The 16909-nt window shown below is 61.7% G+C and carries 19 protein-coding genes and 1 pseudogene; 7 read left to right on the top strand and 13 right to left on the bottom strand.

What is annotated here, in order from left to right; all coding sequences use genetic code 11:
- Nucleotides 1–3: 3 nt before the first annotated feature.
- On the top strand, nucleotides 4–432 hold the full coding sequence (locus ACP7E6_RS17720; RefSeq protein ID WP_426231051.1) for a hypothetical protein: 429 nt from the start codon (nucleotides 4–6) through the stop codon (nucleotides 430–432).
- Nucleotides 433–461: 29 nt separating this feature from the next.
- Here the strand turns inward: ACP7E6_RS17720 and cysK are convergent, their stop codons facing one another.
- A complete protein-coding gene (gene cysK / locus ACP7E6_RS17715; RefSeq protein ID WP_426231050.1) occupies nucleotides 462–1430 on the bottom strand; it encodes a cysteine synthase A in 969 nt (322 codons plus the stop codon).
- Nucleotides 1431–1563: 133 nt separating this feature from the next.
- The gene (locus tag ACP7E6_RS17710) at nucleotides 1564–2181 is read right to left on the bottom strand and encodes a LysE family translocator (protein ID WP_426231049.1); all 618 of its coding nucleotides are present in this window, start codon (nucleotides 2179–2181) and stop codon (nucleotides 1564–1566) included.
- A gap of 156 nt (nucleotides 2182–2337) precedes the next feature.
- On the opposite strand from ACP7E6_RS17710, the gene ACP7E6_RS17705 reads away from it, so the two are divergent.
- Nucleotides 2338–2970: a LysE family translocator gene (locus tag ACP7E6_RS17705; RefSeq protein ID WP_426231048.1), complete on the top strand. Its 633-nt coding sequence runs from the start codon at nucleotides 2338–2340 to the stop codon at nucleotides 2968–2970.
- 38 nt (nucleotides 2971–3008) lie between these two features.
- Nucleotides 3009–3567: pseudogene (locus ACP7E6_RS17700) on the top strand (cysteine hydrolase family protein).
- A 6-nt stretch (nucleotides 3568–3573) separates the two neighbouring features.
- Here the strand turns inward: ACP7E6_RS17700 and ACP7E6_RS17695 are convergent.
- Nucleotides 3574–3876 carry an NIPSNAP family protein gene (locus ACP7E6_RS17695; RefSeq protein ID WP_426231047.1) on the bottom strand — a complete coding sequence of 101 codons (303 nt, stop codon included), beginning with the start codon at nucleotides 3874–3876 and terminating at the stop codon, nucleotides 3574–3576.
- A 20-nt stretch (nucleotides 3877–3896) separates the two neighbouring features.
- Nucleotides 3897–4793 (bottom strand): DMT family transporter, encoded by an 897-nt coding sequence (locus ACP7E6_RS17690; RefSeq protein WP_426231046.1) that lies wholly within the window; start codon nucleotides 4791–4793, stop codon nucleotides 3897–3899.
- Nucleotides 4794–4925: 132 nt separating this feature from the next.
- On the opposite strand from ACP7E6_RS17690, the gene ACP7E6_RS17685 reads away from it, so the two are divergent.
- Nucleotides 4926–5372 carry an Lrp/AsnC family transcriptional regulator gene (locus ACP7E6_RS17685; protein ID WP_426231045.1) on the top strand — a complete coding sequence of 149 codons (447 nt, stop codon included), beginning with the start codon at nucleotides 4926–4928 and terminating at the stop codon, nucleotides 5370–5372.
- Between the two features lie 3 nt (nucleotides 5373–5375).
- Here the strand turns inward: ACP7E6_RS17685 and ACP7E6_RS17680 are convergent, their stop codons facing one another.
- Together ACP7E6_RS17680 and dut are read right to left on the bottom strand one after the other, a co-directional pair.
- Entirely contained in the window at nucleotides 5376–6269 is an 894-nt protein-coding gene (locus ACP7E6_RS17680) for a GNAT family N-acetyltransferase (RefSeq protein ID WP_426231044.1), read from the bottom strand.
- Nucleotides 6269–6739, bottom strand: a complete 471-nt coding sequence (gene dut / locus ACP7E6_RS17675; RefSeq protein WP_426231043.1) for a dUTP diphosphatase — start codon at nucleotides 6737–6739, stop codon at nucleotides 6269–6271. Before dut ends, ACP7E6_RS17680 begins: the two co-directional genes overlap by 1 nt.
- 96 nt (nucleotides 6740–6835) lie before the next feature.
- On the opposite strand from dut, the gene ACP7E6_RS17670 reads away from it, so the two are divergent.
- The 3 genes from ACP7E6_RS17670 (at nucleotide 6836) to ACP7E6_RS17660 (ending at nucleotide 10203) form a co-directional block, all read left to right on the top strand.
- Nucleotides 6836–8419 (top strand): peptide chain release factor 3, encoded by a 1584-nt coding sequence (locus ACP7E6_RS17670; protein WP_426231042.1) that lies wholly within the window; start codon nucleotides 6836–6838, stop codon nucleotides 8417–8419.
- A 380-nt stretch (nucleotides 8420–8799) separates the two neighbouring features.
- Nucleotides 8800–9843, top strand: coding sequence for a ketopantoate reductase family protein (locus tag ACP7E6_RS17665; RefSeq protein ID WP_426231041.1), 1044 nt, complete (start codon nucleotides 8800–8802; stop codon nucleotides 9841–9843).
- A 3-nt stretch (nucleotides 9844–9846) separates the two neighbouring features.
- Complete coding sequence (locus ACP7E6_RS17660; RefSeq protein ID WP_426231040.1) at nucleotides 9847–10203, top strand: VOC family protein; 357 nt, start codon at nucleotides 9847–9849, stop codon at nucleotides 10201–10203.
- 11 nt (nucleotides 10204–10214) lie between these two features.
- On the opposite strand, the gene ACP7E6_RS17655 is transcribed toward ACP7E6_RS17660, so the two are convergent.
- The 7 genes from ACP7E6_RS17655 to iolD form a co-directional block, all read right to left on the bottom strand.
- Nucleotides 10215–10889 carry an HAD family hydrolase gene (locus ACP7E6_RS17655; RefSeq protein WP_426231039.1) on the bottom strand — a complete coding sequence of 225 codons (675 nt, stop codon included), beginning with the start codon at nucleotides 10887–10889 and terminating at the stop codon, nucleotides 10215–10217.
- A 138-nt stretch (nucleotides 10890–11027) separates the two neighbouring features.
- On the bottom strand, nucleotides 11028–11639 hold the full coding sequence (locus tag ACP7E6_RS17650; protein WP_426231038.1) for a LysE family translocator: 612 nt from the start codon (nucleotides 11637–11639) through the stop codon (nucleotides 11028–11030).
- A 78-nt stretch (nucleotides 11640–11717) separates the two neighbouring features.
- Nucleotides 11718–12512 (bottom strand): AraC family ligand binding domain-containing protein, encoded by a 795-nt coding sequence (locus tag ACP7E6_RS17645; protein WP_426231037.1) that lies wholly within the window; start codon nucleotides 12510–12512, stop codon nucleotides 11718–11720.
- Nucleotides 12513–12533: 21 nt separating this feature from the next.
- Nucleotides 12534–12938 (bottom strand): GFA family protein, encoded by a 405-nt coding sequence (locus tag ACP7E6_RS17640; RefSeq protein WP_426231036.1) that lies wholly within the window; start codon nucleotides 12936–12938, stop codon nucleotides 12534–12536.
- Nucleotides 12939–12973: 35 nt separating this feature from the next.
- Entirely contained in the window at nucleotides 12974–13774 is an 801-nt protein-coding gene (gene iolB, locus ACP7E6_RS17635; RefSeq protein WP_426231035.1) for a 5-deoxy-glucuronate isomerase, read from the bottom strand.
- 197 nt (nucleotides 13775–13971) lie between these two features.
- Nucleotides 13972–14889 carry a myo-inosose-2 dehydratase gene (gene iolE, locus ACP7E6_RS17630; RefSeq protein WP_426231034.1) on the bottom strand — a complete coding sequence of 306 codons (918 nt, stop codon included), beginning with the start codon at nucleotides 14887–14889 and terminating at the stop codon, nucleotides 13972–13974.
- Nucleotides 14890–14990: 101 nt separating this feature from the next.
- Entirely contained in the window at nucleotides 14991–16841 is a 1851-nt protein-coding gene (gene iolD, locus ACP7E6_RS17625) for a 3D-(3,5/4)-trihydroxycyclohexane-1,2-dione acylhydrolase (decyclizing) (RefSeq protein WP_426231033.1), read from the bottom strand.
- Between the last annotated feature and the right edge of the window lie 68 nt (nucleotides 16842–16909).

The following is a 16909-nucleotide window of genomic DNA, read 5'->3' as shown; positions in this document are numbered from 1 at the left end:
GACTTGAAGATGCTCAACAAGCCGGCGTTTATGAAACTGAACATCGACTGGAATGCGGATCCCAACGTTCCTTCCCCAGACGTCATTCCGGACTCAAGTTCGATACGATTGCGGTTTTATCTCAATCCGTGGATTCACGTGGCAAGGCGGGACCAAAAAGGCACTGTTACATTCGCCAATTGCAGTCGATGGCGGCTTGGTCCCACGAACGACGAAGGCTGGTATCGAGGGCAATGCCGTTACAGCGGGGTCGCGCCTGGAGGGGGTGAATTCTACGAACTGACAGGGGATGACGACCACCGCGACGACCCGCCCGACTGGGTATGCAGCAATGCGCCAAGTTTAGGCCAAAGGCATTTTCTCTTTTATTTTAGAGACGAAACTTTCGAATGCTTCAGCGCCGACTGGCATTATCAGGCGGACCAAGCCTGAGCCCAGTCCGCCACCGATATATGCGAGCCTTAGCCGCCCAGCCCTTCGAACAGCGCCGTCGACAGATAGCGCTCGGCAAAGGACGGGATGATCACCACGATGGTCTTGCCTTCGTTTTCCGGGCGCTGGCCGATCGTGATCGCAGCCTTCAGGGCGGCACCCGACGAGATGCCGACTGGGACGCCCTCAAGACGCGCCACGTGGCGGGCGGTCTCGATCGCGTCCGGGCTCGAAACGGTGACGATCTCGTCGTAGATCTTGGTATCGAGGATGGCGGGCGCGAAACCGGCGCCGATGCCCTGGATCTTGTGCGGCCCGGGAGCGCCGCCGGACAGGACCGGGGATTCCGCCGGCTCGACGGCGATGACCTTGATCGACGGCTTTTTGCCCTTCAGCACCTGGCCGACGCCGGTGATCGTGCCGCCGGTGCCGATGCCGGAAACGAGGATATCGACGCCGCCGTCGGTGTCGTTCCAGATTTCCTCGGCCGTGGTCTTGCGGTGGATTTCCGGGTTGGCCGGGTTTTCGAACTGCTGGGGAATGATCGCGTCCGGCAGCGACGCGGCAAGCTCTTCGGCCTTGGCGATGGCGCCCTTCATGCCCTTCGGCCCCTCGGTCAGCACCAGTTCGGCGCCGAGCAGCGCCAGCATCTTGCGGCGCTCGACCGACATGGTTTCGGGCATGGTGAGGATGAGCTTGTAGCCCTTGGAGGCGGCGGCAAAGGCCAGCGCGATGCCGGTATTGCCGGAGGTCGGCTCGATCAGCGTCGTCTTGCCGGGGGTGATCTTGCCCTGGGCTTCCAGCGCCTCGATCATTGCCACGCCGATGCGGTCCTTGACGGAGGCAATCGGGTTGAAGAATTCGAGCTTGGCCAGAAGGTTGGCCTTGACGCCATTTTCCTTGGCCAGCTTGTCGAGGCGCACGATCGGCGTATCGCCGATGGTCTCGGTGATCGAGGAATAGACGCGGCCGCGGCCGGGCTTGCGCTGTTCTGACATGGTGCTCTCCCTTTTCTCATCAGTTGCAGGGAGAATAGGGGCAAAGCCGTCCGTGTGCCAGAGTGTCATTCGCCAGCACTTTGTTTCGCTTGGAAAAAACGATTGCGGAACCGCCTGTTTCAGAACGATTTTTTCAGGCGGCGCGTGTGGCGATATAGGCGGCGGTGGTTCCGATGATACCGGCGGCAATGCGGTTCAACGACTTCAACGCCCTGGGCTGCTTGAGAAGCAGCCGTGCCCGCGACGCCAAAAGGATATAGGGGATCAGCACCGCCATCAGCACCAGGAATGTTGCGACCACAAGCACGGCATATTCATTGAGGCCGATCGTGTGCACGTCGATCAATGTCGGGACCAGCGCCACATAGAACAGCATGGTTTTCGGGTTGCCAAACGTCACCAGCAGGCCGGACAGGAAGGACAAGCCCATGCTGGTGCTTTTCTTGGCCTGGATATCCTGCGGCAAAAGCCCGGCAGTCCAGAGCTTGTAGGCGATGTAAACGAGATAGAGGGCGCCAAGGATCTTGATCACCATGAAAGTCGTGGTGAAGGTCTGTGCAACAAGCGCGAGCCCGAGGATGACCGCTGTCAGATAGACGAGATCGCCGAGCGCAAGGCCAAGTCCCATGAAGAAGGTCTCGCGAAAGCCCGAGCCCAGCGCCCGCGCCACGATCGCGGTCATGCCGGGACCGGGGATCGCGGCGGCGATGAAAAGCGCGGTGCAATAGGCAAAAAGCGTGGCAAGGCTCATCATGGGCTCCGGAGATCTGCGAAGGGAATATCTAGCCGGTTTTCTTAAGGCTGGCAATTTGCCCGGCATTGATTGAAACATCCGTTGCCGCTAATGCAATGCCGGAGCCCGTACTGGGATAACCGCCTTACGCGCTCTTCAATGGAGATGCCGCCCATGCCTGAAGCAACAAGTCTTGCAGCCTTTGCCCTGGTGGCACTCGGCATGGTGCTGACGCCCGGCCCGAACATGATCTACCTGATTTCCCGCTCGCTCTGTCAGGGGCCGATGGCGGGACTGATCTCGCTGATCGGCGTCGCGCTCGGCTTTCTCGTCTATATGCTGTCGGCCGCTTTCGGTATCACCGCGCTGCTGTTTGCCGTGCCTTATGCCTATGATGCGCTGCGGATCGGCGGCGCGCTCTACCTGCTCTATCTTGCCTGGCAGGCGGTGCGTCCCGGTGGGCGATCGGCTTTCGAAGTTCGCGATCTGCCGAAGGATTCACCCAAGCGTCTGTTTCTGATGGGCTTTGCCACCAGTCTGCTCAATCCCAAGGTCGCCGTACTCTATCTGTCGCTGCTGCCGCAATTCATCGATCCGGCGCTCGGTGATATCTTTTTGCAGTCCGTCGCCTTCGGAACCATCCAGATTGTCACCAGCGTTACCGTCAACAGCCTTTTCGTGCTGACGGCAGGCTCCATCGCCACCTTCCTCGCGGGCCGTCCAGTCTGGCTTTCCATGCAACGCTGGCTGATGGGTGGCGTTCTCGGTGCGCTTGCCTTGCGGATGGCGATGGACAGCCAGCGCTGAGCCCCATCCTTTTTCGATAACACGAACAGAGCATACCCATGACAACAGCACTTCTCATCATCGACGTTCAGAACGCGGTTCTCGACGGCGAGGGAACGCCCGAGCGCCAGCCGGCCATCGATGCCGCGCTCACCGAAACCATCGGCCGCCTTCAGTCGATCCAGGCCCGCGCCCGGGCCGCGCATATTCCGGTTATTCTCGTGCAGCATGACGGCGGCCCCGGGGATCCGCTGGCACGTTCCTCCAATGGCTGGGGACTGCGCCACGAAATCGCGCCGGTTCTCGGCGAGACCGTCATTCACAAGATGAGCTGCGATACCTTTTTTCCACACAAGCCTCGAGGAAGAGCTGGAGAAACTGTCGATCACCCATCTGGTCATCGGCGGCTGTCAGACGCAATTCTGCGTCGATACCACGGCGCGCCGCGCCGTCACGCTGGGCTACGATGTTACCCTTCTGTCCGACGGTCACACCACCGGCGACATGGGCGAACTGACCTTTTCGCAGATCATCGACCACCACAATCGCGTGCTCGGCGGCTTCAATGCCGGTGGGCACGCGATCGAGTTGCGCCGGTCGGGTGAAATCACGTTCTGAGTTTGCTTAAAAGACCGGCCGCATGAAGCTGCGCTCGTAGCTGACGATGCAGCGGGTCTTTTCGGCCAATGCAAAGGCTGAGAGGCATTCGGCATCTTTGGCCATTTTCACGCGGTAGTCTTCATAGGCCGAAAGGCTTGGAAAACTGAAGAGGGCGAGCGCGATATTGTTCGTCCCTTCATGCGGCATGAAATAGCCGTGATGCGTGCCGCCCAGACGGTTGACCAGCGGTATCCAGAGCTTGGCGTATTCCTCGAATTCGGCAAGCTTGTAGGGATCGATCGTGTAGCGCAGATAGCAGGTGATCATTTGGGCCTCCATGGGTGAACTCAGCCTGCCTGATGCCGCATCCGGCGGGGCCATGTCCAGCCGAATGTCATGCCGGCCGCCGCAATCAGGATCGCCGCAGAGCCGAGAAGCTGCGTCGCCTGCAGTTGATGCCCGAAGGCGAGGCGATCAACGGTGAGCGCTGCAATCGGATAGATGAAGGACAGCGCGCCGGTCAGATGCGTCGGCAGCTTCTGGATCGCACCATAGAGCAGCACATACATCAGCCCGGTATGAACAGCCCCCATCGTCACCAGCAGCGCCCATTGATCGGACTGCGCCGGCAGGCCGGAGGCGCCGGCGAAGGGGGCAAGCATCAAAAGGCCGGTCACCACCTGGATAAGGGCAATCAGATGCGGCGGGGTTCCCTTCAACCGCTTGGCGACGAGGGCCGCCAGCGCGTAAAAGAACGCGGCCGCCAGCGCCATGGCAATCCCCGTCAGGTAATCGCTGCCCGCATAACCCCCAGCCGGTTTTGCTTCGACGATGTCGATCATGCCGGCAAAAGCGACGGCGAGCCAACCGAGCTTCGTGGCGGTGATCTTTTCCCGGAAAACCAGACCACCGATCGCCAGAAGCATGAAGGGCTGGGTGTTGTAGACCATGGTGGCGATCGAGATCGACGAACGCGAATAGGCGCCGAACAAAAGCAGCCAGTTGACGACGATGGCGACGCCGCCAAGCACCGCGAGCCCGAGCAGCCGCCATGTCAGGATGCCGGAGTGGAAATGGCCAAGTGCCACGCAGATCGCCAAAAGCGTCAGCGTCCCGAACAGGCAGCGCCAGAACACCACATCGATCACCGGCTGGCCGGACATCAGCACGAACCAGCCGATCGTGCCCGAAATCAGCATGGCCGCCGTCATTTCGAGACTGCCGGTTCTGATATCCTTTTCCATCACATCCACTCCGTTAAACGAAGCAGAAGATTATGATGCGACGGCGGCGGAATATATAGATATCGGAAGGCGATTGCGATAAAAAACCTCATGATAGAAGGCTGATTATCAGCTTAACCTTCCGGAGCTCCCATGCTTGACGATCTCGACCGGCGCCTGCTCGATATCCTCTCCCTCAATGCCCGTATCTCGCTGAAAGAGCTGGCACAGGAGGCGGGCTTGTCATCACCCAGCACCGCAGACCGGCTGCGGCGGCTGGAGGATCGCGGTGTGATTACCGGCTTTACCATTTCCATCAATCCGGCGGCGCTCGGTTATGCGCTGCAGGCGATCGTGCGGGTTCGCCCCATGCCGGGCATGCTGCATATCGTTGAGAAGATGATTCAGGAGACGCCGGAATTCGTCGAATGCGACAAGGTGACGGGCGACGACTGTTTCATCGCCAAGCTGCTGGTGCGTGATATGGAGCAGCTCGATACGATCCTCGACAGGATCGCCGAGCGCTCCCAGACCAACACGTCGATCGTCAAATCATCACCGGTCAAGCGCCGGCTGCCGCCGCTCGGCGTCAGTAAATAGGCGTCAGAACTCGGCCATGGGCGACAGCATGACGGGGCCGGCCGGGCCGGCAGCGCTGCCGCGAACCATCAGGCTGATATCGGTTTCGAAGGTCTCCGGCGTACCCTGCCAATCCAGCCGGTCTGGCGGGAAAAAAACCTCGACACGGCCGGGGCGCCGATCAAGCGCTCCGAGAATGGCGGAGAGCGGCGGGATCGTTTTGCCGGCAATATCGAGAAGCTGGAAGGACGTTTCATCCTCTTTCCAAGCGACTACGGCCTGGAACTGGTCGAGATAAGTGAGCCCGACATCGGGATCGAAGAAACCGTTGAGCAGAAACATTTCTGCCTGCGCCGCAACCGCAAAAACAGAAGAAACGGCTGTTCTTTCGCGCAACACACAACGGATCAGGGCGATATCAGCGGCGGTGTCGAGCGAGAGCCCGTGCGCCGTACCCGCAAGCCTCATCTCCAAAGGCGGCGCGCCAACGAACTTCCGTTGCGGCACGACCGTAAAGCCATACGGCTCATATATCGCCGGCTTGTCGGCCAGGAGAATACCGAACTCAAACCCCTGTTCGTCAGACCAGCCGAACGCACGGTTCATCAAGTCACGATACAGCCCTTTGCCCCGCCATTGCGGCCGCACCGCGCCGGACTGGAAACCGGCAGCCTTCACCACGCGGCCATCGATCATCATCGGCATGGAAAAGGCGCTGAAATTGGCGGCGCAAACGCCGCCTTCATCGAAATAGCCAAACGGCATGCTGGTCGGATCCGGCCCGCCGAAGCGATCCTGAATGCTGACATCGATGCCGAACGTATCCTCAAGCAACGCCACAAGTGCGGCCCAGGCTGCCGGATCGCCGAAATAATCCTGCCGGAATGTCAGGCCGTGGCTGTTCGCTGCGGCGGTCATCAAACGCCGGTGGAGCCGAAGCCGCCGGCGCCGCGCGCGGTTTCGCTGGCATCCGTTGTTTCCAGCACGCCCACCTGCGTCACCGGAGCAATCACCATCTGGGCAATGCGCATACCGCGCTCGACGAGGAAATCCTCGTCGCCGAGATTGATCAGCAGGACCTTGACCTCACCGCGGTAATCGCTGTCGATCGTGCCGGGTGTATTCAGGCAAGTGATGCCGTGCTTGAAGGCAAGACCCGAGCGCGGGCGGATCTGCGCTTCATATCCTGCTGGGATTTCGAAGATGAAGCCGGTCGGCACCAGTGCCCGCTTGCCGGGACCGAGGAACAACGGCCGGTCCGCCTCGACGGCGGCGCGAAGGTCCATGCCGGCCGCGCCCGCAGTCTCGTAGGCGGGAAGATCGATGCCCTCGCCGTTTTCCAGGCGAACAAGGTTGAGGGTCGGGCGGGTCGAGGATTGAATAGACATTCTTCTCCCTAGCAATTCCGGCTCGGGTACGGCCAATGCGAATTGCAAGTTATCCACGGAATCGCTACATACGCGGCAACTCACAGGATTCATATCATGGCCGAAAGTATCGCCGAGGCGGTTTCCCGCCGTCGCACCTTTGCTATTATTGCGCACCCGGATGCGGGTAAAACGACGCTTACCGAAAAGCTGCTGCTGTTCGGCGGCGCCATCCAGCTTGCCGGAGAAGTGAAGGCCAAGAAGGACCGCATCCAGACGCGATCCGACTGGATGAAGATCGAGCGCGAACGCGGCATCTCGGTCGTCACCTCGGTGATGACCTTCGAATATCACGGCAATGTCTTCAACATCCTCGATACGCCCGGCCACGAAGACTTCGCCGACGACACCTACCGCACGCTGACCGCCGTCGATGCGGCCGTCATGGTCATCGATGCCGCCAAGGGCATCGAGCCGCGGACGCTAAAACTGTTCGAAGTCTGCCGCATGCGCGATATCCCGATCATCACCTTCATCAATAAGATGGACCGGGAAAGCCGCGACCCGTTCGAAGTCCTCGATGAAATCGAAGAGAAGCTGGCGCTCGACTGCGCGCCGGTGACCTGGCCGATCGGCCGTTCGAAAACATTCTGCGGCTCCTATCATCTGGCCGACAATACCGTTCGCGGCGCCGATACGCAGGAAATTCCCACCAAGGTCAACGGCCCGGAAATGGTCGCCCACCGCCTGCCGGAAAACGAGCGCGAGGCTTTCATCGACGAGACGTCGCTCGCCATCGAGGCCTGCAAGCCCTTCGACAAGAAGGCTTTCCTCGAAGGTCACCTGACGCCGGTCTTCTTCGGCTCGGCACTCCGGAACTTCGGTGTTCGCGACCTGATCAACGCACTCGGCGAAATCGCGCCGCCGCCGCGCGACCAGGTGGCCGATATTCGCACCGTGCATGCGACCGACGACAAAATGACGGCCTTCGTCTTCAAGATCCAAGCCAACATGGATCCGAACCATCGCGACCGCATCGCCTTTGCCCGCGTCTGCTCCGGCAAGCTGGAGCGCGGCATGAAGGCGCGGCTGGCGCGCACCGGCAAGCAGCTGGGCCTCACGGCGCCGCAGTTCTTCTTTGCCTCGCAACGGCAGCTGGCTGACACGGCCTATGCCGGCGACGTGGTTGGCATCCCCAACCACGGCACGCTCAGGATCGGCGACACGCTGACCGAAGGCGAACAGCTGGTGTTCCAGGGCGTACCGAACTTCTCGCCGGAAATCCTGCGCCGCGTGCGCCTGGAAGATGCAATGAAGGCGAAAAAGCTGAAGGAAGCGCTGCAGCAGATGGCCGAGGAAGGCGTCGTGCAGTTGTTTTCGCCAGAAGACGGCTCGCCTGCCATTGTCGGCGTTGTTGGCGCGCTGCAGTTGGACGTTTTGAAAGAACGGCTGCAATCGGAATACGGCCTGCCGGTGTCTTTCGATATCGCCCGCTTCTCCGTCTGCCGCTGGATTTCGGCCGACCTCCCAGCGGATCTCGACAAGTTTATCACCGCCCGGCGCGGCGACATCGCCCGCGATCTCGACGGCGATCCGGTGTTTCTGGCGCAGGACGCGTTCTCGCTGAGATACGAGGCGGAGCGCTATCCGGCCATCAAGATGATCGCCATCAAGGAATATCACGTCGCCAAGGCGGCGTGATCGGTCCCATGCTTCAAGGAGCTTAGGCGGCCTCCCTCTTCTCCCCAGCGGGGAGAAGGTGGCCCGAAGGGCCGGATGAGGGGGGCCGAAGGCCACCTTTGACTGGCTCCGGCTTCGCCGAAGCCCCCTCATCGCCTCACTGCGTTCGGCACTTCTCCCCGCTGGGGAGAAGAGGGAATTTGCCGTGCGCTCACAGCCTAAGCTTAACGGCCCCTTCCACCCTGCCGACGCCCGGGAGCGACCTCTTCTTGCGCGTTCACCCTCTCCTGAATGCACGGCTGCAATCACTTTTCGGCGACAGGCAGATTTCGGCGCTGGCCGCACGCTTTGGTCATTGCTACTAACGATATCATCGAAGGATGACGCCTGGAGGGAATGATATGGGCACGACCGAAACGAACAATCCGGGCCAGTTCCGCAATATCTGCATTTTCGGCGCAGGTGCCATCGGCGGCGCGCTGGCGGCGCGGCTGGCCTCCTCTCAGATGCTCCGGGGCGCGACGATCACGGCGATCGCCCGTGGGGCGCATCTGCAGGCAATCCGGGACAGCGGCGTGCATCTCTACGAGCCGGGCAAGACCGAACCGCTGGTGATGAAATTTTCCGCCACCGACAATGCCGGCGACCTTGGCCCTCAAGATCTCGTCATCGTCACGCTCAAGGGGCATCAATTGACCTCGGCCAGCGCCGATATCGCCGGGCTACTGAAGCCCGAGGGGCGCGTGGTGATGATCCAGAACGGTATCCCGTGGTGGTATTTCCATGGCGATACAGCGAGCGGCCTTGAAGGGCGGCAGGTCGAGGCGCTTGATCCAGGCGGTCTCGTTTGGCAGAGGATCGGCCCTGAGCGCGTTATTGGCGGGGTCATCTATCAGGGCGCGCAGATGCTGGAGCCCGGCCATATCCGGCTGACCAGCGGTGGCCTGCTTCATCTCGGCGCGCCCTCCGGCACGATGTCACCGGAACTGATGGCGATCGCGGATCTGTTGCAAGCCAGCGGCTGGACGATCAAGACGACCGATCGCATTCGCGATGAGATCTGGTTGAAGTTTCTCGGCAACGCTGCCTTCAATCCGATCAGCGCGCTGACAAGGGGGCGTATTTCGGAGATCATGGATGGGCCGGCGGTTGACCTGGTGAAGCAGGTCATGACCGAGGTGCACGCCGTGGCCGAGCGGCTCGGCTGCCATGTCCGAGAGACCGTGGACGAGAAGATGGAACATGGCCGGGGTCTCGGCAATGCCAAGACCTCGATGCTGCAGGATCTCGAGCAGGGCCGGCCGATGGAAATCACGCCGCTCACCCGCGCGGTCACGCTGCTGGGGCGCATGGCCGACGTGCCGACACCGGCCAACGACATCCTGCTGTCGCTGATCTCGCAACTGGACGAGTCCATGGCGAAGGCGCGCGCGGCAGGGGGCTAACCGATGACCGTCCTTCGCATCGTCGCCAATATCGAGGCCACCGATCCGCAGGCCGGTCGGGCTTTCTATGGCGAACTGCTCGGCCTCGATCTCGTCATGGACCATGGCTGGATCGTCACGTTCGCATCAGGAAAACAGGCGCCGGCGCAGGTTTCCATCGCCAGTGAGGGCGGCTCCGGCACGCCGGTTCCGCAGCTTTCAATCGAGGTCGACAATGTCGACGAAATCCATGCACAGGCCAAACGGATGGGCCTGGAGATCGTCTACGATATCACCGACGAGCCTTGGGGTGTCCGGCGCTTTTACGTCCGCGACCCCTTCGGCACGATCGTCAACATTCTCGCTCATGGAGAACGTTGACGAGGTTTTGATCAGCGGCGATCCGTCAGGGTGAGATCGCCGTTTTCATCGACCGAGACTTCGATGCCGATATAGCCTGGGATAGTCGGGTGCGATGTTTCGAACGGATGCGTGTGCGTGGCGGTAATGACCATCACGTCGGAACCGGCCGCTTCGCCTGCGATCACGCCAGCGGCAACGTCTTCGAATACGAGGCAATCCTTGGCATCGAAGCCGACGCGCTTGGCACCGAGCAGGTAGCATTCCGGGCTCGGCTTGCCGCGCGAGACATCCTCGGCGATGACGATAAACTTCGGCTCCGGCAGGCCGGCGGCGGCGATACGCACCTTGGCCAGTTCACGCGGCGACGAGGTGACGATTGCCCAACGCTCCGGCGGCAGGCTTTTGAGGAATTCGATCGCGCCCGGCAGCGGCTTGACGCCGTCGGTATCGTCCATTTCCAGCTGCGTGATCAGCGCCGCCTCGGCAACCGGATCGACGCCCGGCAGACCGAGCTGGCGGATCGTATCGACGCCGCGCTTGCCATGCATGGTCGGCAGGAAGGTCGCGACATCGAGGCCGTGGCTTTCAGCCCATTTTCCCCAGACCCGTTCGGCAGCTTCGATGGAGCTCAGGAGCGTTCCATCCATGTCGAACAGGAAGGCGGAGTATTTCTTGCCGAATACCGGCGAGGACGCTGAAGACACGGGGGCTGGCTCCTTTGAAGGTCTGGCGAGCCGCATGTCTTGTGACGGTGCGGCGACCCCGTTCGAATAAGGGGATTCCCCCTCAAGATCAAACGGATATCGTCTCTCGACCGGTGCCGATGTGCATTCTTGCAGGCCTCACCGCGCCGACAGCGCCAGCCGCAACCCCATTAGCCCGAAGGCGCCGGCAAAACCGCGCCGCAGCCAGAGGGTAACGCCCGGCCGGGAGATGACATAGCGCCGCGCCGCTGCGGCAAAGACGCCGTAAAACACGAAGACGATGAAGGTCAGCACCATGAACACGGCGGCAAGCCACAGCATGAACAGAGTGGGCGACGGCGTGCCATCCGGCACGAACTGCGGCAGGAAAGCCAGAAAGAACAGCGACAGTTTCGGATTGAGGCTGTTGAGCAGGATGGCCGTTCCGATGATCCTGCCTGGCCGCATGGGGCGGGCTTCTTCCGTCACCTGCAGACTGTCGGCATCGCGAAGGACGCTCCAGGCCATGTACAGCAGATAGGCGACGACAAGATATTTAATCACTTCAAACGCCATGGCGCTGGTGTGCAGCAGGGCGGCCAGCCCGGCAATACTGGCGATGATATGCGGCAGGATGCCGAGCGTGCAGCCAAAGGCCGCGAGGATGCTGGCGCGCGCACCGGAATTGAGGCCCGTTGCCAGCGTGTACAGTACGCCGGTGCCGGGCAAGAGGATGACGACGATGGATGTCAGCAGATATTCGAGGGTCACAGCGCGCGCTCCGTTCAGCAAGGAAAGCCGCAGTAAACGGATCGGCGGCCCTCCGGTCTTGAACGAAATTGCAGGATGTCAGCTATGAGCCAGCGCGTAGGCTCCGGGCGTCACGCCGTAGGCGCGGACGAAAGCCCGGGTCATATGGCTTTGGTCCGCGAACCCACCGGCAAAGGCCGCGTCGGCGAGCGGCGTGCCCTTGGCGATCATCCGGCGAACGGCTCTGACGCGGCGCTGGACCAGATAGGCGTGCGGCGTCAAACCGGTCACTTCTGAAAAGGCCCGCACCACCTGAAAACGGCTCAGCCCGCTGGCGGCGGCAAGATCTGCCAGGGTCGTGGCGGCGGCCGGATCATCATCCAGCAAGGCTTTTGCCCGGCCAATCGATGGCGGTATGAAGCGGGAGGCAGGCTTGCGATCCATCAGCGATGCCACCAGCTGCAGACAGCCGGTTTCCGGCGCCAGTGTTTCGCGCATCTGTGTCATCGCCGCATAGATCGGCAGGAGACGCCGGGCGGCGCTCCCATCACTCATAACCGGCCGTGAAAACACAAAATCCTCTCGCCGGCCTTCGCCGATATCCAGAACCGCCTGGGCAATCACGCTCGGATCAAAATAAAGCATCCGCCAGGAACGCCCCTCGCCCCCGATCGGATGGCCATCGTGCACTTCGCCGGGATTGACGGTGATCATATCGCCGGGACCGGCCTCGACAGGGCCACGGCCACTGGCAGATTTCTGGGCGCCACGCAGGATCACGCCGACACCGAACTGGTCATGCGTATGGCGGCCAAAACTGTGCGCCGTATCGGCCTCAACGGCCTCGACGCCTTCGATCGCGCACTGCCGCATCCGGAACTGGCTGGTTTTCATCGCCGCTCCTAACCCTGCTTCTTAGTCACGCTCTTGGCCCGGCAGCGCATCGCGCTCGCCAAACCAGTTCGCCGCCGAAGAACACCAGATCTGGTGGTTCGGCGCAAGCGCGCGGCGCTGGCTGATATTGCCCCAGCGAATGCCGATCTCCTCGGCGTCCTCATCGGTTCCCGTCGTATAGATCGGCGAGCCGCAATTGCCGCAGAACATCTGGAAGCGCGTCCGGCCATTGTCGCCGATCTTGGTATAGGTTTTCGGCTCGCCCGCCGTGATGCGAAAGTCAGCCTTCGGCACGGAAACCGTCACGCGGTAGACCGAGCCGGTCAGGTGCTGGCAATCGGTGCAGTGGCAGATGGCAACGTTGTCCGGATCGATCTCCGCCTCATACTGGATGGCGCCGCAATGGCAATGTCCATCGATATGCATACCGGTTTCTCCCTGTTCAGAAGGAACCTAGCGCATCAGACGCCGGTGAACAGCCAGGCATGTTCCTTGGCGTTGTTGAATTTCCAGACGCGCGACGGACCGGCCATGACATTGAGGTAATAGAGGTCATAACCATGGATGGCCGCGACCGGATGATAGCCCTCCGGCACCAGCGTCACGTCGCCATCCTCCACCGCCATCGTCTCGTCCAGCGAGCGGTCGTCGGTATAGACGCGCTGCATGGCAAAACCCTGGGATGGGTTGAGGCGGTGATAATAGGTTTCCTCGAGGAAGCTTTCGGCCGGCAGGTTGTCTTCGTCATGCTTGTGCGGCGGATAGGACGAGGTATGGCCACCGGGCGTGATCACTTCGACCACCAGCAGCGAATGGGCCGCATTGTCGTCTTCCGGCATGATGTTGGTGACGTAGCGGGTGTTGGTATTCTTGCCGCGCGTCATCTGCGGGTGGCGGCCCGGCGCGATCACATGGGCCTTGTAGCCTTCGCCGCCCGGCGCGGTGCAGATGGCAAGATCGAGCGCCGTCGTCGCCTTGGCTTCCCAGCGGCTGCCCTTCGGCACATAGACCGCGTAAGGTTGCCCTTCGAACGGCGTCATGCGTTCGCCCAGTTCGCCGAAATCCTCGCCATCAACGGAGATCTTCGCTTTGCCTGAGACCAGAACGAGGCAGGTTTCACGGTCGGCACTTTCGCCAGCCGTCTTTTCGCCTGCGGCCATCCGGTTGAGGCCGAAGCCGACATACGTCCAGGCAGCGCTTTGCGGCGTGATGTCGTGGACGAGGCCGCTGGTACCGGCCGGTTTGACGAGAAGGTTCGGCATGGTGTGGCTCCTGTTCAGTTTCCACCCTCCCCTTGAGGGGGAGGGTCGGCACGGAGTGCCGGGGTGGGGTGATCTCCTGCGCCAAACAACGGGTCACCCCCAACCCGCAGCTTCGCTGCGACCTCCACCCTCAAGGGGGAGGTGGCCTACGCCGGATCCAATCCCGTTTCCGGTGCATGGGGCCGGCACTCAACGTATCACCCTTTAGGAAAACCTTCAGTTTCCACCGTATAGCCCGCGGCGGTCATGACGCGCATCAGTTCGGCATGGCCGATCTCCGCCATCTTTTGCGGCGGCGACTTGCGGGGGTCCTGCTCGGCCTCGACCACGAACCAGCCTTCATAGCCATAGTCGGCGAAACGCTGGACGATGGCGCCGAAATCGAGCGAGCCGTCGCCCGGTACGGTAAAGGCACCAAGCGCCACGGCGTCAAGGAAGGATTGCTTGCTGCGATCCAGACCGTCGATGACGGCCTGACGGATATCCTTCACATGCACATGGTTGATGCGGGCATGGTGGTTGTCGATGGCGCGCAGCACGTCGCCGCCGGCAAAAGCCAGATGGCCGGCGTCCAAAAGCAGCGGAATGCCTTCGCCCGAATTCTTCATGAAGGCATCGAGTTCCGGCTCGGTTTCCACGACGGCCGCCATGTGGTGGTGGTAAGAGAGCGGCATGCCCTGATCGGCGCACCATTCGCCAAATTCGGTCACGCGGCGGGCATAGGCCTTCATCTCGTCATCGCCAAGGCGTGGCTTGGTGGCGAGCGGCTTGGACCGATCGCCCTGGATCGAGCGGCCGACTTCGCCATAGACGATGCAGGGCGCATTGACGGCCTTGAACAGTTCGATCATCGGCGCGATGCGGTCCTTGTTGGCCGCGAGTTCCTCGTTGACCAGCGTGCCGGAGAACCAGCCGCCGCAGAGCGTCACGTCGGCAGCGCGCAGGATCGGCAGCATCTCGTTCGGATTGTTGGGAAAACGGCGGCCCTGCTCCATGCCGGTGAAGCCGGCGCTGCGCGACTGGCGCAGGCATTCTTCGAGCGACACGTCGTCGCTGAGTTCTGGAAGGTCGTCGTTCCACCAGGCGATGGGCGACATGCCGAGTTTGGCTTTCATGAATTTCTCCCTGAAGGAAGGCGATCGGCCTTCCTGATCATCTTGGATTTCCCGTCATCTCGGCTTGACCCGAGGATGACGGAGTTTGTGATTGTCTATCCTTAACCGATACGCTGGGAAGCGAGCGCCTTTTCGTAGCCCTTGCGGGCCTCGTTGACCTCGGGCCGGGCCGAGACTTCCGGTACTGCGACATCCCACCAGTTGCCGCCCTCGTCCGTGGTGATCAGCGGATCGGTATCGATGACGATAACAGTGGTGCGGTTTTCGCCGGCGGTTTCCTTCAGCGCGATCTCCAGCTCGCTGATCGAGGCGACCTTGCGGGTGAGCGCGCCCATGGCAGCAGCATGCCCGGCAAAATCAATGGCCGGCAGCGTGACGTGATGGGTGTCGCGCAAAAGGTTGTTGAAGTTGGCCCCGCCGGTCGCCATCTGCAGCCGGTTGATGCAGCCGTAGCCGGCATTGTCGAGTAGCACGATGGTAATCTTGGCGCCGAGCATGATCGACGAGGCGATCTCGGCATTCAGCATCATGTAGCTGCCATCGCCGACCATGACGATGACGTCGCTGTCGGGCTTGGCCAGCTTGACGCCGAGACCGCCGGCCACTTCGTAACCCATGGTCGAGAAGCCGTATTCCATGTGATAGCTGCCGGGCGCTTCCGCCTGCCAGAGCTTGTGCAATTCGCCGGGCAGGCCACCGGCGGCGCAGACGAGCGTGGTGTTTTCTTTGCGGGCACGCTGGACGGCACCAATGACCTGGGCGTCGGATGGCAGCGCCGCATTGGTCCCCGCGGTCGCCTTGTCTGCGGCCTTCAGCCATTCGGCCTTGGCGTCCGTTGCCTTCTTCGTCCAGCTCGCATCGACCTTGTGCGAGCCGAGCCCGGCGCTGAGCGCATCAAGACCGACGCGGGCGTCGGAGACCAGCGGCAGCGCTTCATGCTTGGCTGCATCGAAGGCCTGGGTGTTGAGGCCGATGATCTTCAGGTTGTCGTTCTTGAACAGCGACCAGGAACCGGTGGTGAAATCCTGCAGGCGTGAGCCGACGGCGAGAACGACATCGGCATCCTCGGCCATCTGGTTGGACGCCGATGTCCCGGTGACGCCGACCGAGCCCATGTTGAGCGGATGGCTGTGCGGCAGCGATGATTTTCCGGCCTGGGTTTCGACGACCGGAATGCCGTGTCTTTCCGCGAAGGCGGCGAGTGTCTTGCTGGCTTCGGAGTAAAGCACGCCGCCGCCGGAAATGATCACCGGCTTCTTGGCTGCCTTCAGTACCGTAATGGCATGGGCCAATTCGTCCGCATCCGGATGAAGGCGGCGGGTGGTCCAGACCTTCTCGTCGAAGAAGCTTTCCGGATAATCGTAGGCTTCGGCCTGCACATCCTGGCAGAGCGACAGCGTGACGGGGCCGCAATCGGCGGGATCGGTCAGCACCTGCATGGCGCGGCGCAGTGCCGGGATGATCTGTTCGGGACGGGTGATGCGGTCGAAATAGCGCGAAACGGGGCGGAAGCAGTCGTTAACGGTCATCGTGCCGTCGCCGAAATCCTCGATCTGCTGCAGCACCGGATCGGGGCGGCGATTGGCAAAGACATCGCCGGGCAGGAGCAGCACCGGCAAGCGGTTGACATGGGCGAGCGCTGCCGATGTCACCATGTTGAGCGCGCCGGGGCCGATCGAGGTGGTGCAGGCCATGAAGCGGCGGCGGAAGCTCGCCTTGGCAAACGCAATGGCTGCATTGGCCATACCCTGCTCGTTCTGAGCGCGATAGGTCGGCAGCGTATCCTTGATGCCATGCAGCGCCTCGCCGACCCCGGCGACATTGCCATGGCCGAAAATGGCGAAGACGCCGCCGAAGATCGGCGTCTTCTCGCCGTCGATCACGGTCATCTGCTTGGTGAGAAACCGCGCGACGGCTTGCGCCATGGTCAGGCGAACGGTCTTCTGGCTCATTGTTTCCTCCTCGAACGAGGACATTGCCTCGGTTTTCTACTTCACACCCTCCCCTTGAGGGGGAGGGT

The sequence above is a fragment of the Pararhizobium sp. DWP3-4 genome (assembly GCF_049898205.1).
Classification (GTDB): domain Bacteria; phylum Pseudomonadota; class Alphaproteobacteria; order Rhizobiales; family Rhizobiaceae; genus Pararhizobium.
This window is presented reverse-complemented; position numbering and strand designations above follow the sequence as displayed.